Consider the following 24,314-nt stretch of genomic DNA (forward strand, 5'->3'; position numbering starts at 1 on the left):
TTATTTGATATTCATAAAGCCGTTACCTAAAACATCTCTAACATCATGGATAACTAAAAAGGCTTGGTCGTCATAACGATTGACAATCTTTTTAACTGTCGCTATTTGTGTTTGAGATACTACCGCGTATAATATATCGGTATTATCAAGTTGATAAGCGCCTTTACCATCTAATAATGTTGAACCTCTGCCAGTCGCTTGGTATATTTCAGAACTAATCTCTTTATTGTGATCAGAAATAACGGTTACCGCTTTTTTAGGATTGAAACCTTCAACGACAAATGCCATTGCTTTCTCGACAATGAACAACATCACAATCGTATACAGCACATTAGTCACTGGTAATACGATTAAGAATGATAATACGACAAGTGCATCTAGAATAAATAACGCTTGCGATGTTTTTACTTCGGAATATTTACTAATAATTCGTGCAATAACCGATGTACCACCTAGCGTACTTCTAGAAGCGATGACTAGTCCTGAACCTACGCCAATAAATACACCTGCAAATACCGCATTAATAAAGTTTTCATCGATTCCTAAACTTAAAGACTTTGTTAAATCCAAGAAAATGGAACTTGCAGTAATAGTAATGACTGTATATATGGCTGTTGTTTTACTTAAATACTTCCAACCGATAATTATTAAAAAGGCGTTGATGACGAAAGATGTTAGTGCCGGTGATAAACCAAGTGTATACTTCAGCACTAAAGACATACCGATAGCACCACCTTCACCTAAATTCCCTGGAATAACAAAACAGTTAACTCCAAGTGCAATTAACAATGTACCTAATAAGCAAAAAATAGTATTTTTAATATGATAACTACGAGAATGTTTTTCCATTTGAGCCTCCTTATTACACAAAAAATATTTAAAAGCATATTAATAGGCGCTGAAAAGTATACATAGGTGCCATAAACTTTTTAATCACGATTGTTTTTCTTTTATTAAATGTTAGCTTTAAACATGTTAAATAATGATTAATAACGCCATATCATAATACTATCTAAAATTTTCACACGTTTTTTATCATAACATTTATCATATCTATGCCCCAACAACTCGGGCTAAATTCATATTGGTTTTCCATAAAAAAGAGCCCCAAATTGAGTCATCAATTTGAGGCACCTTCATCATTTTCTTATTTAATCATCTATTTGTTCATACATTATAGCTAATTGTCTTTCGAATGACTGCATATCAATAAATCTACCTTGTCTATGCATTTCTTTGTCATTCATAAATATTAAATCAACAGGTACTGTAAAAATAGTTAGCTCTCCTGCAATCTCGGGTACTTCACTTTGGTTTATAATTGCCAATGTCACTTTTGGATATGACGTGTCTAATATATCCTTCAATTGTGGTAAAACAGCATGACAAACACTACAATGTTCTCTCATTACATGTATCACTACTAAAGGTTTTGTATTAATTAATGTTTTAAATTGGGCTACATCACGAATTGATTCAACCATACCATACACCCTCTTGCCTTAAAATTGGTATATATCATAAGGTATGCAGTTCACTCTCGTCAATCAACTTCCACTCTATTTTAAGATATCTTGGAAAACTTGTGGCAATTTTGTTATCTTTTGTTTTTCTAAATCATAAAAGCCACCCGTTTGATAGCCAATACAGTGAACTTTTTCGTTAGTTGCGATTTCAAATTTAAAAATCCATTTCATTTTACTCGCTTTGATCATCCAACAACGTGCTCTTGGACGATCATGTATCGTCACAGGTACTTTATAATCTACTTCTGTTTTCATTAATATAGGCGAAATACCTTGTGTCATCATTTCAGAATAATTCATATATTGATTGATAAAAATCGTACGTAAGTCTTCAAACCATTTAATAAAAACGATATTGCTCACAATCCCCATTGCATCAATATCGTAGCCATTGACTTCTATTTCAGTATCTACCACTAATTTCCCTTCATTTGTATCCATTACTCATAACTCCTTTATATCTATGTTCAATTCTATTTTACGCTATTTAATCTATAATTTCATTGTTTAAAAACTTTGAAGTTTATAAATAATTGTGCATTTATAGGTAAAGAGTTTTATAATTTTCCTTCTATATTTTTTGATATTAAATTATTATTCTTTATTTTGTGGTATAATATTTGTGAAATAATTCACAATATCATTGGAGGGATTTATATGAAAGCCTATAACTATGCAAAGCCTGGTGTGGCACAATTAATCGATAAGGAAAAACCTGTTATTACAGAAAGTACTGACGCCATTATTCGTATGGTTAAAACGACAATTTGCGGTACTGACTTACACATTATTAAAGGAGATACACCTGAAGTACCTGAAAATACTACACTAGGTCATGAAGGTATTGGTATTGTAGAATCAGTAGGATCTAATGTGAACAATTTTAAAGTTGGCGATAAGGTTATTGTTTCTGCCGTTTCTTCTTGTGGTAAATGCTACTATTGTAAAAAAGGCATTTATGCGCATTGTGAGAACGATGGTGGATGGATTTTAGGCCACTTAATTGATGGTACACAAGCTGAATATGTCAAAGTACCATTTGCTGATAACTCTTTATATCACGCGCCTCAATCATTACCTGATGAAGCACTTGTAATGCTTTCAGATATTTTACCTACTGGATACGAAATTGGTGTGTTAAAAGGAAAAGTAAAACCTGGTAGTACAGTGGCCATTGTGGGTGCTGGACCAGTCGGATTAGCGACATTATTAACTGCTCAATTCTATTCACCTTCTAAAATTATTATGATTGATTTAGATGACAACCGTTTAGAAACTGCTAAATCATTAGGTGCTACACATACGATTAATTCAAGTAACGTTGAACAAGCGATTCAAAAAGTATACAAACTTAATCATCGTGGTGTTGATGTAGCAATCGAAGCTGTTGGTATTCCACAAACATTTGATTTATGTCAAAAACTCATTGGCGTTGACGGTACAATCGCTAATGTAGGTGTTCATGGTTTACCTGTTCAATTTGATATCGACAAATTATGGATTAAAAACATCAACGTTTCAACTGGATTAGTTTCTGGTAATACTACAGAAGAACTTTTAGAAGCACTTAAAAGTAAAATCATCCAACCAGAACAATTAGTGACACATTATAGTAAATTAAGCGATATTGAAAATGCATATGATTTATTTAGAAATGCTACAGATCATAAAGCGATTAAATTATTAATCGAAAATGATATCACAGAAGCTTAATTATATTTGATGAATTTAAAAAACCTGACTGTATCTAAAACAGTCAGGTTTTTAATATATTTATTTAACTTTCATAATGCGTTGGCTTGGTTCAACACTGCTTGTCTTTTCAACTGTTAATGTTTGATCACCTAAATTAGTAATTACTAATGGTGTTACAACACTTGGTGCATGTTCTTTAAGATATGCTAAGTTCACTTTCATTAACGGTTGTCCTTGTGTTACTTTATCATCTGCTTTAACTAAACTTTCGAAACCTTCTCCATCTAGTTTAACTGTATCAATACCGATATGAATCAATAATTCAATACCTGTATCTGATTCTAAACCAATTGCATGTTTTGTTGGGAAGATTGTTTTAACAGTACCATCGAATGGTGCTACAATTTCTCCTTTTTCAGGAATAAATCCAACACCGTCGCCCATCATTTTTTCTGAAAATACTTTATCAGGTACGTCAGATAATGGAAAAATTTGACCAACACCTGGTGCGTAAATTTCTGTTTCTTTAATATCTTCTACATGAACTGGCTCTTCAGAGTCTTCCTCTGTCACAGTCGTTTCACTTGGTTTAGTGATTTCACCATTCATAATTTTCGCCATATCATGTTTAATTTGGTCTGATTTTGGACCAAAAATCGCTTGCATGTTATTACCAACTTCAAGTACACCAGAAGCACCTAAAGCTTTTAATCCTGGAACATCTACTTTAGCTTTATCATTTACTTCAACTCTTAAACGTGTAATACATGCGTCTAAATGTTTGATATTATCTTTACCACCCATTGCGTCTAACACATCAAATGGTAATTTAGCGACACTTGAATCTCTGACCTCTTGTTCTTTATCTTCTCTACCCGGTGTTTTTAAGTTAAATTTACGGATAGCAAAGTCGAATAAGAAGTAATACACGACCGCGTACACGATACCAACTGGAATCACAAGTAATGCATGCGTTCTGTCCCAGTTTAATAAACCGAATAATACATAGTCGATAAATCCACCTGAGAATGTCATACCGATTTTTACGTCTAATAAATGCATGATTAAGAATGAAGATCCTGCTAATACGACATGAATCGCATATAATAATGGTGCTACAAATAAGAATGAGAACTCAAGCGGTTCTGTTATACCTGTTAAAAATGCTGTTAAACCTGCTGATAGCATTAAACCACCAACGATTTTTTTACGTTCTGGACGTGCATTTTTATAAATTGCAAATGCAGCAGCCGGTAAACCAAACATCATGAATGGATATTTACCAGTTGTAAATGTTCCTGCAGTAAATGGTACGCCATCTTTTAATTGCGCCATCCAAATACGTTGGTCACCACGTACAAGTTCTCCAGCATGGTTTGTATAATGGCCAAACTCGAACCAGAATGGTGCATAAAAAATATGATGCAATCCAAATGGAATTAATGAACGTTCTATAACCCCGAAAATAAATGTTGTTAATACTAAGTTCTTCGTTAGTAAGAAGTTAGATAAGTCATTTAATCCCGTTTGAATAGGTGGCCATATCCAACTTAATACAATACCTACAATAATTGCAGCTACTGATGTTGCGATTGGTACGAAACGTTTACCTGCAAAGAATCCTAAAAATGCTGGCAATGTAATATTATAATACTTGTTATAACACCATGCGGCTACTGCCCCCATGATAATACCGCCAAACACACCCGTTTGTAAGGTTGGAATACCTAACACAAGTGCATATTCAGGTTGTTTTGCTGCTTGACTTAATTCTTTAGCGCCTTTTGCATAAGAGAAGATATCATCAATTGTAATATTTAAATATTTACCCATTGTTGCGTTCATAATTAAATATCCAACTAGCGCTGCTAACGCTGCTACGCCATCTCCTCCAGCTAATCCAAGTGCTGTTCCGACTGCAAATAATAATGGTAAATTATCAAAGATAACTTGCCCTGCTGCTTCCATGATAGAAGAAATCATGACAAATACATGGTTTGTTAACCATGGTGCAATTTTGACTAACTGTTCATTATGCATTGCATTCCCAAATGCAAGTAAAATCCCAGCTGCCGGTAAAATTGCGACAGGTAGCATTAATGCTTTACCTATACGTTGCAATTGCCCAAAGAGCTTTTTAAACATGTAAAAACATTCCTCTCATATTGTAATCACTCGCATGCACATAAAAAATGGCATGAACAAACAAGACCATATTAAATGATCACCTGTTTGCTCATGCCTGCTTAACCAGTAACACGCAAATGTTTTATTAAATTTAAATATAGTATACACATTTGTTTAAGCGTTTACAATAGGAATTCCAAAAAAACTCAGCCAAGTTATTTTGGCTGAGTTTATGAACTTTGCTTCTATTTATATTATAAGAAACGTTTAGTTGCTACTGAGATTGGTGGGATTTGATCTAAGTCTAAGTGTTTATCTTCAGTGATAGATCTGTATGCCCATTTACCATAACCAAGTGCTTCTGCGTTAACAATTTTACCTGGTAATGGTGCAGCGTTAGGGTCTACATGTACGTCAACGATAGTTGGTACGTCTTGTGACATAGCTTCTTCTACAATATCATCTAAACGACTAACGTCTCTAACTGTATAACCTTTACCGCCTGCAGCTTCAGCGAATTTAGCGTGATCCATATCAGAGAAATCAATGGCATATTCTAATTCACCAGCAGCTTGTTGTTCATATTTAATGAACGCTAATTGTTTATTGTTTAATACGAAAATTGTTAATGGTAAATCGTATTGAACTGCTGTTGCAAAGTCTTGCATAACCATTTGGAATGCACCGTCACCAGCAATAGCTACAGCTTGACGATTTGGGTATGCAATTTTAGATGCCATAGCACCTGGAAGTGCACAACCCATTGTACCTAACCAACTTGAGATGATGAATTTATTATTAACACCTAAGTTTAAGTAACGTGTTGACCATACAGTTGATGTACCAACATCTGCAGATACAATTGCATCTTCTTTTAAGTTATCATTGATTGCTTTCATTAAACGTTCTGGACGTAATGGTGAGTTATTGTTGTTTAAGTCTTGTTCCATCCATTTATCCCAAACAGCTTTACGATCTAATGCTTTGTCTAAGAATGGACGTTTAGCAACATGTTTAATATTTTCAGTTAATTGTTGTAACGCAATTTTACTGTCGCCTAAGATACCAACATTGATGTCGAAACGGTGACTGATGTTTTCTTCTTTAGTATCTATTTGGATCGCTTTAATATTTTTCTTAGGTAAATATTTAACGAATGGGAAGTTAGTACCAATCATGATTAATAAATCTGCATCTTGAATTGTTTGATAAGATGCTTTAGTACCAATTTGACCTAGGTTACCTAAGTTATATGGGTGATCATCAGCAATAATTGCTTTTGCTGGTAATGTGTGAATAACTGGGATTTTAGCCATTTCTACAAATTCGCGTAATTCATCTTTCGCATGTTGTGCACCAACACCGAAAAGTACAACTGGTTTTTTACTTTTATTGATTAATTTAGCAGCTTTTTTGATGTTTTTGAATTTAGGTGCAATTGCTTTTAGTTTAGTTGTGTTAACTGGTTTATCAGTTGTATCTTTAATGTTTTGAGTTAAAAGATCGTTAGGGCAGATAACAACAGCTACACCTTTTTTCTCATAAGCAGTACGGATTGCTTCGTTAACAACCTCAAATACATTGTCGCCTTTTTGAATTTGGTGATTGTAAACCGCTACATCTTCACATAACTTAGATAAGTTAGTTTCTTGGAACGCACCTGTACCTAAAAGACTATCGTTTGTTTGACCAGAAATAATCAATTGAGGAACGCTATCCATTTTAGCGTCATACATACCATTTAATAAGTGAACTAAACCAGGACCACCAATACTTAATGCTACCCCAATTTTACCTGTGATTTTTGTATAACTACCAGCAGCTAAACTTGCTACTTCTTCGTGACGTACGTGATAGAATTTGAATTGATCTCTAACTGTACGTAAAGAGTCTACTACTGCGTCGATTGAATCTCCTGGGATTCCGTATAAGTGATCGATGTCCCATGCTTGTAATGCTTTAACTAATGCTTCATTTGCTTTGATTTTTGCCATTTTTTCAAATAGCCTCCCTTTCTATTTATATGAGTTTCTTCCCTTTAATAGAACAATAAAATAAGAATTGGTATTAAAATCGAACTGATTACTGCAGTTAATATCATACCAATAGAACTAAATGCGCCTGATTCTATATCTAATTCTAGTGCTTTTGCCGTACCGAAAGCATGAGAAGCGTTACCATATGTTAAGCCTCTCGCGATAGATGACTGAAAGCCTCCCATACGCAATAGCATTGAACCTAGAATGCTGCCTATTAACCCTGTAGCTATTATAAAGAGCACTGTAATCGTATCTGTACCACCAAGTTCATTGGATACTTCTATCCCTACGGCTGCCGTAATAGACCTTGGTAGCATTGTTACAATGGTTTCTTTGGAATAGCCAAAGATTTTCAACGTTACGTATACTAACATAAAATTAAGTACTACACCAGTTAACACGCTCGTGAAAATCACAAATAGATATTTCTTTATCTTCTGTCTATTTTGATAGAGGGGATAAGCCAAACAAACGACTGTTGCGTTTAAAATATGGTTTATCCATTCCCCACCTTTCATGTAACCTTTATAACTAACGCCAAACATAAGCAGAATCGCTATAATGAGTATCGATGAAATTAATGCAGGGTTCAGAAAAGGATTGTTGTATCGATCTTGTAGTCTTCTAGCTATGATATATACCACAATCGTCAGCAGAATCATGATAGTAGCTTGTAATATATTCGTCATAACTCATCCGTTCCTTTTCCAACATCATCTCTTTTCACTAGCGTTTCAGCAATATAGCCTGAAGATAATGCCACTAAACATGTTCCTAAAATAATAATTAAGAAGAACAATATGTAGTTTAGTGTAATATCTGATGCTACATTCATCACGCCAACTACAGACGGGATAAAGAAAAACACCATTGTTTTTAATAGAAAGTTTGCACCTTCGTCTACCCATGATACAGGAATGATTTTAAACTGTAACAATAGATAAAACATGAGTAGGCCAACAATACTACCTGCTAAAGGAATGTGTAATAAGCGCTGCACTTCGGTACCGATGTATGAAATAAGTAATATAAGAATGATTTGTACAAAAAGTTGTAGTAAATCTCTCACCTTATGCATGCGATCTATCCCTTCTAAAAAATTTGTCCAAATTGTTACAACAATTTTTTAGTGATACTTGTAATTATAGTCTCCATCTTTCTATTATTAAAATACATTTTTCGAATATTAAACATTCCTTAAATCTATGGAAGCGCTATCTTAAAAGTAATGTAAAAAGTCCCCCCGCGTTAACGGGAGAACTCTACGCTATCTTTGTATTTCAACTTTCATAAAATTGATATCATTGGAACTTTATTACGCTCTTACCCTAAGCGTTCTCTTAAATAATCAATCCATTTATTTGCTGCATAACTTAATCGTTTCCCTTTATTCCAAACAATACCTAACTCCCAGTCTACATACGCATCTTCAATATTTAGCACACGTACATTTTCATTCATGAGTTGCGTAATAGAATAAGGTAATATAGCGATGCCAAGTTGATTACTGATTAAATTTTCAATGACGTTCCATTGCGAAATTTGAGAGACCATATTGGGTATAAAACCTGCATTTTTAGCTATTTCCATAATTTTATCATTTAAATAGAAATCATCGTTAAATAATATGAAGTCCTCTTGAATTAATTCTTTCATTTTCACAGATTGGTGTTGTGCTAAAGGATGTTCATGATGGATAACTACACATAACGATTCTTTATTTAAAGCAATGGCTTCAAATCGTTGTTGATCAACAGGTAATGTTGTAATACCAAAATCCAATTCATCATTTAATAGTTGCTGTTCAATGTATTTTCCACCGTTCTCCACAAAGTTAAATGTTACATTGGGAAAATGTTGATGAAAATCACCAATCATATCAATTAAAGTCTGCATGTTCATGACTGCTGAAAGCCCTATATCCATATGACCTGTTTCCAATCCATATAAACTATTGATTTCAGATGGCAAGTTTTCATAAAGTGCAATGATTTCCTTACATTTATTAAAGAAGATCTGGCCTGCATCTGTTAATACAAGTTGCCTCTTCTCTCTATCAAACAACGGTACTGCCATCTCACCTTCAATATCTTTAATTGCCTTACTAATAGTAGGTTGAGCTATGAATAAAGACTTCGATGCATTAGTCATTCCGCCTTGCCTCACAACTTCAACAAAATATTTCATATGTTTAATATCCACGCAACTCACCCATTCAAAAACTGTTTCTTTTATTATACAATATCACTTATTTTTATATGTATGAAACATTAGTATACACATTACTGTATTTTTATTTAGCCATTTATCGCATGTCACTCTGTTAACTATGTTATAATTTAATCTGGCTCAAATTGATTATTCGAGGTGAGGAATTGAGCTTTTACGAATTTATGCAAAATTTTCTTGGTGATGACACACCATTAGGCGAATTGGTTGATTGGATTAATCAAGATAACAATTTTCCTAGACAAGTGAAGAGCCAAAGTGAAATATTGTCATATTTTCGAACTAATCCGTGTCCTGAAGACTTATCAATGACGATTGTTAAAAGAGCATTGTCAGTCTTCAACCAATTCACTAATGTATGATCTATGTTAATTGTTATTTAGCATTCATCTAACATAATGAATACATGGAGTCTATCATCTCGAAAACGTCTTAAATGACGTCGAACGCTGCTAATAAAGTTTCGTACTTTATTGGCAGTTTTTTTATACTTATAAATCTAATGTAAAATGATGAAAATTGCATACAAATATAAATATTATTACAAATACCCTATTTTTATTTCAGTAGCGTTACAGTTACTTGTATAATTCGTTTCTAATGTTGTATTCTATCTTTTTTACATCTATTATGAATACGGTTACTAAATAAAAAAACGATTTTTGGGAGAAAACAATGAAACTAAAACAATTATTATCTCGTGTCATAATCGCTACTGGAATCTTGTTAACTGGAACTATTGCTTATCAAACAGCTGAACAGACACACGTGTCAGAAGCAGCTTCATATAAAAATTATTACAACAAAGGTCAATGTACATGGTGGGCTTATCAACGTCGTGCACAATTAGGTAAACCTGTTTCTAATCGATGGGGAAATGCGAAAAATTGGTATTACAACGCAAGACGTTCTGGGTATGCTACTGGTCATACACCAAGACGATATGCTGTTATGCAATCAACAGCAGGTTATTACGGACATGTTGCCGTAGTAGAAAGAATATATAATAACGGCAATATCAAAATATCAGAATACAATTATAATCGTCCATATGGGTATGGGACGCGAATTATAAGTAAAGCATCTGCTCGTAATTATAACTACATTTATTAAAGATATAAAAAGGACATTGGTACTGCAATTGAGTTTGCAAACAATGTCCTTTTATTTATATTTATTGATCTTGTCTTATTTGTTCTAAAATGGCTTTTGCTTTTGCTGAATTGGCTTTGTCTTCTTGTTTAAGTGCATCTGCTACTTGTGCAATTTCATCACCTTTTGCACCTACGATAATAGCTAATGATTTATACTGCAAACTCATATGACCTTGTTGAATCCCTTCCGATACAAGGGCTCTGCATGCTGAGAAGTTTTGTGCCAAACCAACTGCTGCCACAACATGATCTAATTCTTGTGCAGACTTAACATTCAATAAATCAAGTGATGCTTTAGCTATTGGTAATACTTTCGTACCGCCGCCCACTATTGCAAGTGTCATTGGTACTTCAATTGTACCGATAAGACGTTGACGTTCTTGATCATATTTCCAAGTCGCAATGCCTCTATATTGACCATCTCGACTTGCATATGCATGTGCACTGGCTTCTGCACCACGTGTATCATTACCTGTTGCTAAAACGACTGCATGTATACCATTCATTACACCTTTATTATGTGTTGCCGCTCTGTGGATATCTACTTGTGCTAATACTGAAGCGCGTTCCATTCTACGAGCGACCGCTTCACCATCACGTCCACCTTTATTAAGATCTTTGATGTCTATTTCACCTTGCACCTTAACTACTGACGCAGTAGCATGATTTGATAATATGCTCATTAATACATCTTTATCTGGGAATTCATTTTTTAGGTGTGCTGTAATCGCTTCTAAAATTGTATTTAACATATTAGCACCCATCGCATCTTTAGTATCAACATATACTTTAAGTGATAGCAATTGCTGTTTTGGGAATGAATCTATTTCAATCTTTTGATAACCGCCACCTCTAGCTTTAATAGATGGGTATGCTTCATCTGCTATTTGATGGATTTGTGCTTCTTTATCTTGAATGGCTTGTGATAGATTTTCCGTATCTGTCACGCCATCAAATACAATTTGTCCAATCATTAATCGTTGACTTGAAACAGTTTTAAATCCACCAGTATTGTTTACTAATTTAGCCCCGTAACTTGCAGCTGCTACTACGGATGGTTCTTCTACCATCATTGGTACCACATAAGGTTGATCATCAACTATAATTTCGGGTAATAATCCCACCGGTAAAGTACCTTGTCCAATTACATTTTCTATTAAACTATTTGCAATATCTTCATCTATCAGTGGATGATTTAAAAGAATGTCATGATTGTCACTAGATAACCAACCATATGACTCTAATTGTTCTAATTTATCTTCTCGTGAAAGATGTCGGAACCCTTTGTCTAACTTTTTCATTTGTGCTTCTCCTTTATTTAACATTTTTAGTTATCATCGCTACTCGCATTCAAACGTGTTTACATTCATCTAAAAACTTGAAATATATGATCCATAAAGGCGTCAGCGTTTTTAGATGATACTGTCTATATGTTTCCTCAATCTTATAAAACATTCTAAAATTTTTAAATTATAACAACATTGCTCACTATGTTTTTTAATTTCTACTTGATTCAATAAGCTATTTAAAGCAATTATTAAAACGCTTACATAACTGTTATACATTGAGATTAAAATCTGTTATATTCATTGTATATCACTAAATTATTTTGGTATGATACTAATGCTACTTTTAAAACTGAAAGGATGTACGCCTTATGAACATAGGTATAGATAAAATTAACTTTTATGTACCCAAATTTTATGTAGACATGGCAAAGCTTGCAGAAGCACGCCAAGTTGACCCAAATAAATTTTTAATTGGCATTGGCCAAACGGAAATGGCTGTAAGTCCAGTCAATCAAGACATCGTATCAATGGGAGCAAATGCTGCTAAAGATATTATAACAGACGAAGATAAAAAGAAAATCGGTATGGTTATTGTTGCAACTGAATCTGCAATTGATTCAGCTAAAGCTGCAGCCGTTCAAGTGCATCATTTACTAGGTATTCAACCTTTTGCACGTTGCTTTGAGATGAAAGAAGCTTGTTATGCTGCTACACCTGCCATTCAATTAGCTAAAGATTATCTTGCAAATCGTCCAGAAGAAAAGGTATTAGTTATTGCAAGTGATACTGCACGTTATGGCTTACAATCTGGTGGGGAACCTACACAAGGCGCTGGTGCCGTAGCCATGATGATTTCACACAATCCTAGCATCTTACAACTTAATGACGATGCTGTCGCTTATACAGAAGACGTCTATGACTTCTGGAGACCAACAGGCCATGCTTATCCATTAGTTGATGGCGCATTATCTAAAGATGCTTATATACGCTCATTCCAACATAGTTGGAACGAATATGCTAAACGCGAAAATAAATCATTAGCTGATTTCGAATCATTATGTTTCCATGTACCATTTACAAAAATGGGTAAAAAAGCATTAGAATCAATTATTGATGACGCTGATGAAACAACTCAAGAACGTTTAAGAGCAGGTTATGAAGATGCGGTTTATTACAATCGCTATGTAGGTAATATTTACACTGGTTCATTATATTTAAGTCTTATTTCATTATTAGAAAATCATAAGCTTTCAAGTGGACAAACGATTGGACTATTTAGTTACGGTTCAGGTTCAGTAGGTGAATTCTTTAGCGCTAATGTAGTAGATGGTTATCAAAATCACTTAGATATAGAAGGTCATCAATCTGCGTTAAAACAACGCAATGAAGTGTCAGTTGAAGACTACGAAACATTCTTTAAACGTTTTGATGAATTAGAATTTGATGAACAACAAGATAAAGTTGAAAATGATCAATCGATCTTCTATTTAAAAGCAATCAATGACAATATTCGTGAATATCACGTTCCAGAATAAACTTTATCAGAAATATCACATCGTTTTTTAATATAAATAAGCCTAGATGTATCGGACCATCATCATTGATGTCCACATCTAGGCTTTTTATTATGGCTTTGTTGTGTGTTTCGGTGTAAATAAATGCGTCATGTCTATATTTTCTATTTCTAATAATTTGATTTTATTAGGCAACGTCCCACCATACCCTGTCAAGCTACCATTTTTTCCAACTACGCGATGACATGGGATAATAATTGATATCGGATTACTACCTACAGCACCACCTACTGCTTGTGCTGACATCTTATCTTTATTCATTTTCTTAGCAATACGTTGAGCTATATCACCATACGTCGTTAATTCACCATATTCTATTTGGTTCAATTCTTCCCACACATATTGTTGGAATGCTGTTCCTGATGGTTGAACAGGAATAGTTTCTTGTGGACGTTCTCCCTTAAAATACGTATCTAGCCAGGATCTTGCTTGTTTAAATATTGGTAACGATGCTTTGTTTACTCTTTCAGTTGGTTGTTGTTGATTACTAAATAATAATTGAGTTAAATTTTGACCATCACTGACCAATTCTAATTGGCCAACTGGGGATTGATAAAAGCAATTATATTCCATTATGATCACTCCAAATTCCGTCTATTTCTATTTCAAGTTGTTTGAAAATGACTACCATTATATAATCAATTGGGGGTGATGATTGTGAAAAAGCATCCTAATGATGTTGATTTACATTTCAATACAAATAACCAACTTAATAGCAAAGCCACTGAAGCACATGCGAATCAAATCACTAACTTTTATAAAGCCATTTATCAAGTTAATGATATCGTATTAGGACTTGTCTTTTTAGTTGGTAGTTTCTTATTCTTTAGCGATAAAACCGTAACAATTGGAACAGTTCTCTTTGTTATTGGTAGTATACAAATGACGATAAGACCTGTCATCTCTTTCGTCCATGATTTGAAACTCGCCAACTTTTATCATAAACAATATTTAAAAGACTTGAATCAAAATACTAACAATAAAGACTAAAGGTTCTGTCACCTTTAGTCTTTATTCATTCCATCGCTTGATATTCTGAATTCTACTAATTATTGAAAATTGTATAACTTCATATTTTCTTGTTTCGCATATTCTAAAGCTAAAATTTCTAAAATATTAATAAATGCTGGTTCATCTTTGACTTTAATATATTGGAAAGTTAATCCGTATTCTTCTGCAGTTACACCTTTTAAATCTGATGTATCTTTTTTCTTACTTTTCGCAAGTTCTCGTCTAAATTTGGTTGTGCCACTATCAGATTTAGAATTATATTGCGCTAATTTGCTATTTAAATCCTTTTGAATCGGTTTATATCCAGTTGAATAACCACCAGTTTGGCCTACAAAGACAGGTTTTTTGCCATCGAATATCACATATATACCAAACTGATCCTCGACTTTTTCTCTATCTTCTTTCGTGAATGACAATGCCTCTTTCTTATCATATTTAAATAATTTCTTTAACTTCTTCTCATTGTCTTCTAATAACTGATTTAATTTCTTACTACCTTTCATGATTAAAATCCCCCAATAGTTTTTTAATTTTCTGCTTATTGACTATATATCACTATTTAAAAGTTTTAATCATTTTTCTAGTAAATTAATATTTAATCAATCATTTCTTAATATATTAAAAATCAGATATTGAACTTTTTCATTTAAAAATTTTACTTTGGGTGCTTTTAATTTGATCATCACAATGACATTTAGAACTACATGAGCCGCATTGTCCAGACTTGGATTGTTTGAAGTGTTTAATTAATACATATACTGTATAGCCGAATATTGCTAAAAATATCAAAATATTAATGATAATTGTCATTACGCCACTTCCTTAAACGATTAATCTAGCAATTTGATAAAATGCTAGTGCTAGAATATAAGCTGTTGCTAATGGATAAATCATTGAAAATAATGTCCATTTAATTGAATATGTTTCTTTACGAATCGTCGCTACTGTTGATAGGCATGGAATATATAATAATATAAAAATCATAAAGGCATACGCTGATAAAGGTGTGAATTGTTGTTGTAAAACATGTACGAGACCACCTTCACTTGATGAATAAATGATTGCCATTGAACTAACAATGACTTCTTTAGCTAAAAACCCTGGAACGAGTGTTGCACCTGCTTGCCAAGTGCCAAATCCTAATGGATGTAGAACAGTAGCTACAATCGAACCTACAATATGTAAGAAGCTTTGATCGATACTGACATTAAATCCACCTGGACCTGCATAACTTAGAAGCCAAATCACGACTGACCCACCAAAAATAAATGTACCTGCTTTTTTAACAAAGCCTTTTGCCTTTTCCCATGTACTTCTCCATAATGTTTTAATTGATGGAATTCGATACGTAGGTAACTCGATAATAAATAATGAATGCTTATTTTTAAGGACGGTCTTAGTTAAAATAGTACTTGCAATAAGAGCAATGACAATACCTAACACATATAGACTGAGTACCACTAAAGATTGATGTTCTTTAAAGAATACCCCTACAAACAAAGCATAGACGGGTAGTCTTGCTGAGCATGACATAAATGGCGCAATTAATATTGTCGATAATCTTTCTTTCTCATTTTCTATACTACGTGCAGCCATAATACTGGGCACATTACATCCAAAACCAATGATCATTGGTATAAATGCTTTACCACTTAAGCCAAAATGTTCCATTAATTTATCCATTAATACGGCGATTCTAGCCATATACCCTGAATCTTCAAGCAATGAAATAAAGAAGAACAATACGATAATTTGTGGTACAAATACAAGTACTGAACCTACGCCTGCAATGATTCCATCTGTAATTAAATCTTGCAAAAATGGTACGACGCCTATTTGATGCATGCCCGCTTTAACCCAATCGGTTAAAGTACCTCCGATAAAATCATCTAATTGATCAGATAGTGGTGTACCAATCCAGGTAAAAGTAATTTGAAATATCAACCACATAATACCTAGGAAAATAGGCATACCTATATATTTATTAATTAGTATTTTATCTAATTTTGATGAGAAGAATTGCTTTTCTTCATCTGGATATGTCACGACGTCTGTTAGTATTTGTTCTATATATTGATTACGTTTTTGTTCTATATCATCACGGATAGATAATGTGAGTTGTTGTGAAAGTGCTGATTTAATTGGTTCTAATTGTTGAATCAATGTCTGATTTAACGTTTGACAAATTTGCGCATTATCTAACAAATATTGAATTGCGATAAAACGCATTTGCTGCGACATATAATGAGTACCGTCTTTTAAACATGCACAAATATCTTTGATAGCTTTTTCTATTTCTGTTCCATAGTTTAATTTGAAGTGTGGCACTTGAGCTTGATCTAAATATTGTAACTCTTCAAGCATATGCGCTGTACCCTTACCATTACGTGCAATGACTGGTAATACTGGTACTCTTAAACGACGCATCAGTTTATCATGATCAATCATAATACCTCGTTTGGCAGATACATCGATCATATTTAAACCAATCATCACTGGCACATTCAGTTCTAATAATTGAATTGTTAGCTGCAAATTCCGTTTGAGTTGGCTCGCATCAACAATATTAATCATTCCTGTATAATCATTTTGCAATAAATACTTTGTCACAACTGTTTCGTCTTTAGATATTGGAGATAAATCATACGTCCCTGGTAAATCAACGAGGGTTCCTAATTCTTGCTTTAATTTCCCAACTTTCTTTTCAACAGTGACACCGCTCCAGTTACCTACATACTCATAAGAACCTGTTAAATTATTAAAGAGGGAGGTCTTACCGACATTGGGATTACCTAAAATACAATAACTTTGACTCATGATCCTATTCCTCCAAAGCTATCTGACAAGCATCGCAATGTCTAATGCTCACTTGTTGTCCGCTAATCTCAATCACACATGGTCCATTGAACATACAACGTTGTTTCACTTTAATATCTGAACCTACTCGAATACCAAATGCATTCAATCTATAAATCATGTCCTTATTATTGATATCAATTTGTTTAATCTTATATTTTTTATTTTTTAGTGCTGATTTAATATTTAACATTTACCTCACGCTTCCCCAAATAATATTGATAATCATTATTAATTAAAGTAAGCGTATACTTATATCCTTTGATATTCAATATCATTTAATCCAATATTATTAACAATTTATGACAACTTAATTTCTCACTCAATTTTTACGAAAAACAAAAACGTTGTTTAAGTCATAAAGCGACTCAAACAACGTTTCTTATCTTTTAATTACTATATGAATTAGAACATTTCAGAAACGACTTTTTGTTCTAAGAAGTTTAATAAGTAATCTGGGCTACCTGTTTTGGCATCTGTACCTGACATTTTGAATCCACCGAATGGGTGATAACCAACGACTGCAGCTGTACAACCACGATTTAAATATAGGTTACCTACATCGTATTCATTAACAGCTTTAATCCAATGTTCACGGTTATTTGTAATCACTGCACCTGTTAGACCATATTCAGTATCATTAGCAACATCGATAGCTTCATCAAAGTCTTTCACTTTAACAAATCCAACAACTGGTCCGAAGATTTCTTCTTGCATGATACGATCTGAAGATTTTAATCCAGAGAAAATAGTAGGTTCAATGAAGTATCCAGTAGAATCATCAGTGCCGCCACCTTGTTCTAATTTACCTTCTTCTTTACCAATTTCAATGTAATTTTTAATTTTATCAAATTGTTTTTGGTTAATCACTGGTCCCATGAACGTGTTGCCAGTTGTATCACCTAATGATAATGCTTTCGTTAATTTAACTGCTTTTTCTAAAACTTCATCGTACACATCTTTATGAACAATAGCTCTAGAACAAGCTGAACATTTCTGTCCTGAGAAACCAAATGCTGAGGTAACAATGGCTTCTGCTGCTAAATCCGTATCGATATTTTCATCGACAACAATCGCATCTTTACCACCCATTTCAGCAATAACACGTTTTAAGAATGTTTGTCCTTCTTGAACTACTGCACTTCTTTCATAGATTCGCGTACCTGTCGCTCTTGATCCAGTGAATGTCACAAAATGCGTATCTTTATGATCAACTAAGTAGTCACCAATTTCTTTTGGATCGCCCGGTACAAAGTTAACTACACCTTTAGGTAATCCTGCTTCTTCTAAAATTTCCATTAATTTATATGCTGTTAATGGTGTATCTTCTGCTGGTTTTAATAATACTGTATTCCCTGCTACTACTGGCGCTAATGTTGTACCAGCCATAATTGCGAATGGGAAGTTCCAAGGTGGAATTGTAACGCCTGTACCAATTGATTTATAGAAGTATTTGTTATGTTCTCCTTCTCTATCTAATACTGGTTTACCATCAGCTAAATCCATCATTGAACGTGCATAATATTCAATAAAGTCAATACCTTCAGCTGCATCGCCAACTGCTTCATCCCAAGGTTTACCCGCTTCGTAAACCATTACTGCAGAAATCTCTTCTTTACGACGACGAATAATTGCAGCAACACGTAACATTAATTCAGCACGATCTTTATGAGACCATTTTTTCCATGTTTGGTATGCTTCGTTAGCAGATTGAAATGCTTTTTCTACATCTTCTTTTGTTGCTTTTGAGACTTTAGCAATAGTTTGAGATGTTTTGGCTGGATTGATAGATTCAAATTGATCTTTTTTGCTAATTTTTTTACCATCAATCACTAATGGAATATCTTGACCAAGTTGTCCTTCAACCTTTTTTAAAGTCTCTTTAAATTTATCTACATTCTCTTGAACCGTAAAATCAATACCTGGTTCATTTTTAAAATCTACTACCATTATTGCGTACCCCCTATGAAATATTAAAGTGAGTTCTTCAAACCCTTTGTTTAATGATATTGAGGTCTAGATAAATGCCTATTGATGTTACTGTCTTTCAGTGTCATTTTATCTCAACCTTTCTTACATTCTACTATGTACTGTTACACTTTTGCAATCGCTTTCATTTAAAAATCTTAATATTTCAAAAATTTAATATGCGGATTATTCAAACCTTAATATTTTTTTGATTCTGAAAGTTAAATCGCCAACCTCAACTCGAAATAAAATAAGTCCACAAGAAGCAAACGCATTGAACCACTTTTACTTCTTATGGACAACTATGTGATTAATTATCAATTTGACGTATGACTTTACATGGATTTCCTACTGCTAAACTATTAGGCGGGATATCTTTCGTTACAACACTACCTGCACCTATCACACTACCTTCGCCGATAGTAACACCTGGTAATACCACTACATTACCACCAAACCACGTATTACTACCAACACTAATAGGCTCAGCTAATTCTAATCCCTTATTTCTATCTTCATATTTCAATGGATGTGTCGCTGTATAAAAGCCACAATTGGGACCTACAAATACATTATCACCAAATGTAATACCTCCACCATCCATTAAATAACAATTTGTATTAAGAAATACATTTTCACCAAAGGTCACATTCCATCCGTAATCAGTATCAAATGGAATGGCAATATCTATATTTTCAGGATTTGATTGGAACAGTGACTTTAATATTTCATTTCTTTCGTCTTCATGACTTGGTTTTGTATGATTATAGTCAAAGCATAAATCTTTAGCTTTTTTCCTATCATTGATTAATTCCGAATCGAAATTGGCATCATACCATTGATGTGCTAACATTTTTTCTTTTTCTGTCATTTATTACGTCATCCTATCATTTAATTCGTTTAACTATTTGTTAAGTGGTCATGAAGTCTCCACCATTAACATGAATCACCTGTCCAGTGATATATGAGCTATCTGCAGGTGTTGCTAAAAATACATATGATGGTGCTAGTTCAGCTGGTTGACCACGACGCCCCATTGGTGTACCACCGCCTTGATTTTCAACTTTCTCTTCATCAAATGTTGCAGGAATCAACGGTGTATAAATGGGGCCTGGTGCTACTGCATTCACACGAATATTTTTCTCCATTAATGTCGTAGCTAATGAACGTGTAAATGATACGATAGCACCTTTTGTCGCTGAATAATCAATCAAGTGACCTGATCCTCTATATGCTGTCACACTTGTCGTATTAATAATTGAATCTCCATCATTTAAATACGGTACTGCTGCTTGAGATAAAAATATCATTCCGAAAATATTTGTCTGGAATGTCTCTTTCACTTGTTCCGGTGTAATCTCTTCAAAATGATCTCGAGGAAATTGCACGCCACCATTATTAACTAGGATATTAAGTCCACCAAAATCATCGACAACATCTTTCACAAGTTGCTGCGATTGTGTCTCGTCTTTTAAATCATGTGCATATGCTTTAGCCTTAACACCTAATTCTTCTAAACGACGAACTGTATCTTTAGCGTCTTGATGCTCATTATAGTAACCAATGGCTACATTGGCACCTTCTTTAGCAAATAATATCGCAACTGCACGTCCAATGCCTGAATCACCACCAGTTATTAGTGCAACTTTGTCTTTTAATTTTCCTGCAGCTTGATATGTGTTTAACTCAGCTATTGGCTTAGGTTTCATTTCCGCTTCAATACCAGGTTGATTACTTTGCGTATAACCTTTAATTTGTTGATGAAATTCTAATAAATTCATAACATGTCCCCTTTCCTAATCAATATTCAACTTCCCTATAAAGCTGCTTTCAAAACGATTTAAATACTTTTTCCATGCCTATTTTTAAACATCATACTGAAGTACGAGGTAACATCAATACCATAGCCCCATGTATTCAAGTACTTTATTTTCTATAATAAATAGTATCAAAACCAAAAGGAGCCGATAATAATGAAAAGGATATTAAAAACTGTTATTGCAGTCCTAATCCTCTTAGGTGTCGTTAAAACAGTTCAAACACATGATGTCATTAACGAAGCCGACCAATACTATCAACAAATGAAAAATGGACAACTTTTAGAGAACTTTTCCAATTATGATATTAACCAACTTAAAGATATTGATATCAAACAATTCTCTCCATCAGATTTCTTCTAGATACTTAATAAACCAATGACTCATATAAATGACAATACCAGCGAATCAGCTGTTAATATAGATGATTAAAGTACAATTCTCATGTCTTACGCATGGTTGGATTGTACTTTTTGTTATTCTTACCTATTTACTGACAATACCTCAGTTCATACGATTGACTTAAATACCTATAGGGGGTATATTAAAAGTGAATAGAAACGGAGGATTTCGCATGGATAAAAACAAAATAACAACTTTAGACATCACTGGCATGACATGCGCTGCGTGTTCCAATAGAATTGAAAAGAAATTAAACAAACTGGATGATGTTAAAGCTCAAGTTAACGTTACAACTGAGCAAGCCACTATTGATGATTTTAAAGGACAATACCGAACTAATGACTATGTCAACGAAATCCAGCATTTGGGATACGATGTAGTAAAAGACAGTATTGAATTAACTATTTCTGGTATGACATGTGCAGCATGTTCAAATCGTATAGAGAAAGTCCTTAATAAAATGGATGGTGTCGTTCAAGCGACGGTTAACTTGACTACAGAACAAGCAACTGTGACATATTATCGTGGCGTCGTTAATAGTGATGATTTTATTTCTAAAATCCAGAATTTAGGTTATGACGCTGAAGTTAAAGAAGGACAACAACAATATTCAAATAAAGATAAACAACTGAAGAAACAGTTCCATAAATTAATCTTTTCTATCGTATTATCAGTACCACTACTGATGACAATGTTGGTTCATTTATTCCATTTACCTTTGCCCTCCCTATTGATGAATCCCTGGTTCCAATTCATATTGGCTACACCAGTACAATTTATAATTGGTTGGCAGTTTTATAAAGGTGCTTATAAAAATCTAAAAAATGGCTCTGCCAACATGGATGTATTAGTCGCTTTAGGTACAAGCGCAGCTTATTTTTATAGCATTTATGAAATGTTTAAATGGCTCAATCATTCAACGCATATGCCACACCTTTATTTTGAAACGAGTGCTGTATTAATTACGCTTATTTTATTTGGTAAATATTTGGAAACAAAAGCTAAAACACAAACGACCAATGCCCTAGGTGAATTATTAAGTTTACAAGCTAAGGAAGCGCGCATTGTTAAAGATGGTATAGAAAAAATGGTTCCCATTAAAGATGTTCTAGTTGGCGACCATATTATTATTAAACCTGGTGAAAAAATCCCAGTTGATGGTGTCATTATTAAAGGTATAACGTCTATAGACGAATCTATGTTAACTGGGGAATCTATCCCAGTAGATAAAAATGTGGATGACAAAGTTATTGGCGCAACGATTAATCAAAATGGCTCAATCATTATGGAAGCAACACAAGTCGGTAATGATACAGCATTAGCTAATATCATTAAGGTTGTCGAACAAGCACAAGGGTCCAAAGCGCCTATTCAACGATTAGCTGACCAAATATCTGGTTATTTTGTGCCAACCGTTGTCGGTATTGCATTACTTACGTTTATGATATGGATTACAGTGATTCATGTCGGAGAATTCGAACCCGCGCTTATGGCAGCTATTTCAGTACTTGTAATCGCTTGTCCATGTTCATTAGGATTAGCTACACCTACATCTATCATGGTGGGAACAGGACGCGCTGCTGAAAAAGGTATTTTATTTAAGGGTGGTCAGTACGTTGAACAAACACAACACATTGATACTATTGTTTTGGATAAAACGGGGACCATTACTAATGGGAAGCCTGTAGTAACTGATTTTGACGGTGATACACGTACACTACAATTACTCGCTAGTGCAGAGAACGCTTCCGAACATCCATTAGCAAAAGCCATTGTAGACTATGCTAAAGGAAAAAATCTCGAATTAGTGGATACGGATGAATTTAATGCTATGCCAGGACATGGTATATCCGCAACTGTTGACCATTCAACGATTTTAGTTGGTAATCGTCAATTAATGACAAAACATCAAATTCCTTTGAATTCTCATATAGATGAAAAAATGACTCAGTGGGAACTCGATGGTAAAACGGTCATGCTAATTGCCATCGATGATATATATCAAGGTATGATCGCTGTGGCAGACACTATTAAAGATAATGCTATTGAATCAATACAGAAACTACACAAAATGAATATTGATGTCGTGATGTTGACCGGTGATAATAATAATACCGCCCGAGCGATAGCACAACAAGTCGGTATTGATCATGTCATTGCCAATGTACTTCCAGACGAAAAGTCCGACAACATCACACGTCTACAAAAAGAAGGTCGACAAGTAGCTATGGTTGGTGATGGTGTCAATGATGCCCCTGCACTTGTTACTGCAGATATCGGTATTGCCATGGGTACTGGTACCGAAGTTGCGATTGAAGCAGCCGATATTACAATATTAGGTGGTGATTTATCATTACTATCTCAAACAATCAATATCAGCCAACTAACAATGCGCAATATCCGTCAAAATCTCATTTGGGCTTTTGGCTATAATATCGCAGGTATACCTATCGCCGCTTTAGGTCTACTTGCACCATGGATTGCAGGCGCTGCGATGGCATTAAGTTCTGTTAGCGTTGTAACCAATGCATTAAGATTGAAACGAATCATTAAATAAAACAATCCAATTAAGTTGTATCAATTACTTTTAAGTCATACAACTTAGTTATAAAATGAAGATAAGATAT

General features: G+C 34.0%; 24 protein-coding genes. 7 read left to right on the forward strand and 17 right to left on the reverse strand.

Annotated elements, in window-relative coordinates; translation table 11 throughout:
* The 3 genes from ACZ267_RS01895 to ACZ267_RS01905 form a co-directional block, all read right to left on the reverse strand.
* Positions 1 to 849 (reverse strand): YitT family protein, encoded by an 849-nt coding sequence (locus ACZ267_RS01895; protein ID WP_047211115.1) that lies wholly within the window; start codon positions 847 to 849, stop codon positions 1 to 3.
* A gap of 302 nt (positions 850 to 1,151) precedes the next feature.
* The gene (locus ACZ267_RS01900; protein ID WP_047211116.1) at positions 1,152 to 1,484 is read right to left on the reverse strand and encodes a thioredoxin family protein; all 333 of its coding nucleotides are present in this window, start codon (positions 1,482 to 1,484) and stop codon (positions 1,152 to 1,154) included.
* Between the two features lie 75 nt (positions 1,485 to 1,559).
* Positions 1,560 to 1,967, reverse strand: a complete 408-nt coding sequence (locus ACZ267_RS01905; RefSeq protein ID WP_002466974.1) for an acyl-CoA thioesterase — start codon at positions 1,965 to 1,967, stop codon at positions 1,560 to 1,562.
* 216 nt (positions 1,968 to 2,183) lie between these two features.
* Here ACZ267_RS01905 and ACZ267_RS01910 point away from each other — a divergent pair, with 216 nt between their 5' ends.
* On the forward strand, positions 2,184 to 3,239 hold the full coding sequence (locus ACZ267_RS01910) for a zinc-dependent alcohol dehydrogenase family protein (RefSeq protein WP_047211117.1): 1,056 nt from the start codon (positions 2,184 to 2,186) through the stop codon (positions 3,237 to 3,239).
* A gap of 60 nt (positions 3,240 to 3,299) precedes the next feature.
* Here the strand turns inward: ACZ267_RS01910 and ptsG are convergent, their stop codons facing one another.
* From ptsG to cidR, 5 genes are all read right to left on the reverse strand, one after another.
* Positions 3,300 to 5,366, reverse strand: coding sequence for a glucose-specific PTS transporter subunit IIBC (gene ptsG, locus ACZ267_RS01915; RefSeq protein WP_058714749.1), 2,067 nt, complete (start codon positions 5,364 to 5,366; stop codon positions 3,300 to 3,302).
* 236 nt (positions 5,367 to 5,602) lie between these two features.
* Positions 5,603 to 7,342 (reverse strand): pyruvate oxidase, encoded by a 1,740-nt coding sequence (locus tag ACZ267_RS01920; protein WP_047211119.1) that lies wholly within the window; start codon positions 7,340 to 7,342, stop codon positions 5,603 to 5,605.
* A gap of 44 nt (positions 7,343 to 7,386) precedes the next feature.
* The gene (locus ACZ267_RS01925) at positions 7,387 to 8,076 is read right to left on the reverse strand and encodes an LrgB family protein (RefSeq protein WP_002466957.1); all 690 of its coding nucleotides are present in this window, start codon (positions 8,074 to 8,076) and stop codon (positions 7,387 to 7,389) included.
* Entirely contained in the window at positions 8,073 to 8,465 is a 393-nt protein-coding gene (locus tag ACZ267_RS01930) for a CidA/LrgA family protein (RefSeq protein WP_002466955.1), read from the reverse strand. Before ACZ267_RS01930 ends, ACZ267_RS01925 begins: the two co-directional genes overlap by 4 nt.
* Before the next feature lie 245 nt (positions 8,466 to 8,710).
* Entirely contained in the window at positions 8,711 to 9,589 is an 879-nt protein-coding gene (gene cidR, locus ACZ267_RS01935; protein ID WP_047211120.1) for a cidABC operon transcriptional activator CidR, read from the reverse strand.
* Between the two features lie 173 nt (positions 9,590 to 9,762).
* On the opposite strand from cidR, the gene ACZ267_RS01940 reads away from it, so the two are divergent.
* A complete protein-coding gene (locus tag ACZ267_RS01940) occupies positions 9,763 to 9,978 on the forward strand; it encodes a sterile alpha motif-like domain-containing protein (protein WP_002450133.1) in 216 nt (71 codons plus the stop codon).
* Between the two features lie 313 nt (positions 9,979 to 10,291).
* Positions 10,292 to 10,729 carry a CHAP domain-containing protein gene (locus tag ACZ267_RS01945; protein WP_002450134.1) on the forward strand — a complete coding sequence of 146 codons (438 nt, stop codon included), beginning with the start codon at positions 10,292 to 10,294 and terminating at the stop codon, positions 10,727 to 10,729.
* 61 nt (positions 10,730 to 10,790) lie between these two features.
* Here the strand turns inward: ACZ267_RS01945 and ACZ267_RS01950 are convergent, their stop codons facing one another.
* Complete coding sequence (locus ACZ267_RS01950) at positions 10,791 to 12,071, reverse strand: hydroxymethylglutaryl-CoA reductase, degradative (protein WP_047211121.1); 1,281 nt, start codon at positions 12,069 to 12,071, stop codon at positions 10,791 to 10,793.
* A gap of 356 nt (positions 12,072 to 12,427) precedes the next feature.
* Here ACZ267_RS01950 and ACZ267_RS01955 point away from each other — a divergent pair, with 356 nt between their 5' ends.
* The gene (locus tag ACZ267_RS01955; RefSeq protein WP_019236084.1) at positions 12,428 to 13,594 is read left to right on the forward strand and encodes a hydroxymethylglutaryl-CoA synthase; all 1,167 of its coding nucleotides are present in this window, start codon (positions 12,428 to 12,430) and stop codon (positions 13,592 to 13,594) included.
* Between the two features lie 90 nt (positions 13,595 to 13,684).
* Here the strand turns inward: ACZ267_RS01955 and ACZ267_RS01960 are convergent, their stop codons facing one another.
* Positions 13,685 to 14,206, reverse strand: a complete 522-nt coding sequence (locus ACZ267_RS01960) for a methylated-DNA--[protein]-cysteine S-methyltransferase (RefSeq protein ID WP_047211122.1) — start codon at positions 14,204 to 14,206, stop codon at positions 13,685 to 13,687.
* A gap of 78 nt (positions 14,207 to 14,284) precedes the next feature.
* Here ACZ267_RS01960 and ACZ267_RS01965 point away from each other — a divergent pair, with 78 nt between their 5' ends.
* Positions 14,285 to 14,623 (forward strand): YrhK family protein, encoded by a 339-nt coding sequence (locus ACZ267_RS01965; protein WP_002450138.1) that lies wholly within the window; start codon positions 14,285 to 14,287, stop codon positions 14,621 to 14,623.
* A gap of 59 nt (positions 14,624 to 14,682) precedes the next feature.
* On the opposite strand, the gene ACZ267_RS01970 is transcribed toward ACZ267_RS01965, so the two are convergent.
* The 7 genes from ACZ267_RS01970 to ACZ267_RS02000 all read right to left on the reverse strand — a co-directional run bounded on the left by ACZ267_RS01970 (position 14,683) and on the right by ACZ267_RS02000 (position 21,249).
* Positions 14,683 to 15,147 carry a hypothetical protein gene (locus tag ACZ267_RS01970; protein WP_047211123.1) on the reverse strand — a complete coding sequence of 155 codons (465 nt, stop codon included), beginning with the start codon at positions 15,145 to 15,147 and terminating at the stop codon, positions 14,683 to 14,685.
* A gap of 139 nt (positions 15,148 to 15,286) precedes the next feature.
* Positions 15,287 to 15,454: a FeoB-associated Cys-rich membrane protein gene (locus tag ACZ267_RS01975; RefSeq protein WP_047211124.1), complete on the reverse strand. Its 168-nt coding sequence runs from the start codon at positions 15,452 to 15,454 to the stop codon at positions 15,287 to 15,289.
* Positions 15,455 to 15,466: 12 nt separating this feature from the next.
* Positions 15,467 to 17,461 (reverse strand): ferrous iron transport protein B, encoded by a 1,995-nt coding sequence (gene feoB, locus ACZ267_RS01980; protein WP_047211125.1) that lies wholly within the window; start codon positions 17,459 to 17,461, stop codon positions 15,467 to 15,469.
* Between the two features lie 4 nt (positions 17,462 to 17,465).
* Complete coding sequence (locus tag ACZ267_RS01985; RefSeq protein WP_002466951.1) at positions 17,466 to 17,693, reverse strand: FeoA family protein; 228 nt, start codon at positions 17,691 to 17,693, stop codon at positions 17,466 to 17,468.
* A gap of 212 nt (positions 17,694 to 17,905) precedes the next feature.
* A complete protein-coding gene (gene pruA, locus ACZ267_RS01990; protein ID WP_002466954.1) occupies positions 17,906 to 19,450 on the reverse strand; it encodes an L-glutamate gamma-semialdehyde dehydrogenase in 1,545 nt (514 codons plus the stop codon).
* A 328-nt stretch (positions 19,451 to 19,778) separates the two neighbouring features.
* Complete coding sequence (locus tag ACZ267_RS01995; protein WP_002466946.1) at positions 19,779 to 20,339, reverse strand: sugar O-acetyltransferase; 561 nt, start codon at positions 20,337 to 20,339, stop codon at positions 19,779 to 19,781.
* A gap of 40 nt (positions 20,340 to 20,379) precedes the next feature.
* Positions 20,380 to 21,249, reverse strand: coding sequence for an SDR family oxidoreductase (locus ACZ267_RS02000; RefSeq protein WP_124747917.1), 870 nt, complete (start codon positions 21,247 to 21,249; stop codon positions 20,380 to 20,382).
* 192 nt (positions 21,250 to 21,441) lie between these two features.
* Here ACZ267_RS02000 and ACZ267_RS02005 point away from each other — a divergent pair, with 192 nt between their 5' ends.
* Both ACZ267_RS02005 and ACZ267_RS02010 read left to right on the forward strand, forming a co-directional pair.
* Complete coding sequence (locus tag ACZ267_RS02005) at positions 21,442 to 21,648, forward strand: hypothetical protein (RefSeq protein WP_002466979.1); 207 nt, start codon at positions 21,442 to 21,444, stop codon at positions 21,646 to 21,648.
* Positions 21,649 to 21,859: 211 nt separating this feature from the next.
* Positions 21,860 to 24,244 (forward strand): heavy metal translocating P-type ATPase, encoded by a 2,385-nt coding sequence (locus ACZ267_RS02010; RefSeq protein ID WP_047211127.1) that lies wholly within the window; start codon positions 21,860 to 21,862, stop codon positions 24,242 to 24,244.
* The last annotated feature ends 70 nt before the right edge of the window (positions 24,245 to 24,314 follow it).

This window comes from Staphylococcus sp. AC872, from assembly GCF_979255425.1.

Coding starts and splice junctions, on each gene's coding strand:
- ACZ267_RS01985 (WP_002466951.1), bottom strand. CDS start 17,693: ATGTTAAATATTAAATCAGCACTAAAAAATAAAAAATATAAGATTAAA.
- ACZ267_RS01925 (WP_002466957.1), bottom strand. CDS start 8,076: ATGACGAATATATTACAAGCTACTATCATGATTCTGCTGACGATTGTG.
- ACZ267_RS01950 (WP_047211121.1), bottom strand. CDS start 12,071: ATGAAAAAGTTAGACAAAGGGTTCCGACATCTTTCACGAGAAGATAAA.
- ACZ267_RS01900 (WP_047211116.1), bottom strand. CDS start 1,484: ATGGTTGAATCAATTCGTGATGTAGCCCAATTTAAAACATTAATTAAT.
- ACZ267_RS01970 (WP_047211123.1), bottom strand. CDS start 15,147: ATGAAAGGTAGTAAGAAATTAAATCAGTTATTAGAAGACAATGAGAAG.
- ACZ267_RS02010 (WP_047211127.1), top strand. CDS start 21,860: ATGGATAAAAACAAAATAACAACTTTAGACATCACTGGCATGACATGC.
- ACZ267_RS01960 (WP_047211122.1), bottom strand. CDS start 14,206: ATGGAATATAATTGCTTTTATCAATCCCCAGTTGGCCAATTAGAATTG.
- ACZ267_RS01895 (WP_047211115.1), bottom strand. CDS start 849: ATGGAAAAACATTCTCGTAGTTATCATATTAAAAATACTATTTTTTGC.
- ACZ267_RS01975 (WP_047211124.1), bottom strand. CDS start 15,454: ATGACAATTATCATTAATATTTTGATATTTTTAGCAATATTCGGCTAT.
- ACZ267_RS01930 (WP_002466955.1), bottom strand. CDS start 8,465: ATGCATAAGGTGAGAGATTTACTACAACTTTTTGTACAAATCATTCTT.
- ACZ267_RS01995 (WP_002466946.1), bottom strand. CDS start 20,339: ATGACAGAAAAAGAAAAAATGTTAGCACATCAATGGTATGATGCCAAT.
- feoB (WP_047211125.1), bottom strand. CDS start 17,461: ATGAGTCAAAGTTATTGTATTTTAGGTAATCCCAATGTCGGTAAGACC.
- ACZ267_RS01965 (WP_002450138.1), top strand. CDS start 14,285: ATGATTGTGAAAAAGCATCCTAATGATGTTGATTTACATTTCAATACA.
- ptsG (WP_058714749.1), bottom strand. CDS start 5,366: ATGTTTAAAAAGCTCTTTGGGCAATTGCAACGTATAGGTAAAGCATTA.
- pruA (WP_002466954.1), bottom strand. CDS start 19,450: ATGGTAGTAGATTTTAAAAATGAACCAGGTATTGATTTTACGGTTCAA.
- ACZ267_RS01955 (WP_019236084.1), top strand. CDS start 12,428: ATGAACATAGGTATAGATAAAATTAACTTTTATGTACCCAAATTTTAT.
- ACZ267_RS01910 (WP_047211117.1), top strand. CDS start 2,184: ATGAAAGCCTATAACTATGCAAAGCCTGGTGTGGCACAATTAATCGAT.
- ACZ267_RS01920 (WP_047211119.1), bottom strand. CDS start 7,342: ATGGCAAAAATCAAAGCAAATGAAGCATTAGTTAAAGCATTACAAGCA.
- ACZ267_RS02000 (WP_124747917.1), bottom strand. CDS start 21,249: ATGAATTTATTAGAATTTCATCAACAAATTAAAGGTTATACGCAAAGT.
- ACZ267_RS01945 (WP_002450134.1), top strand. CDS start 10,292: ATGAAACTAAAACAATTATTATCTCGTGTCATAATCGCTACTGGAATC.
- ACZ267_RS02005 (WP_002466979.1), top strand. CDS start 21,442: ATGAAAAGGATATTAAAAACTGTTATTGCAGTCCTAATCCTCTTAGGT.
- ACZ267_RS01905 (WP_002466974.1), bottom strand. CDS start 1,967: ATGGATACAAATGAAGGGAAATTAGTGGTAGATACTGAAATAGAAGTC.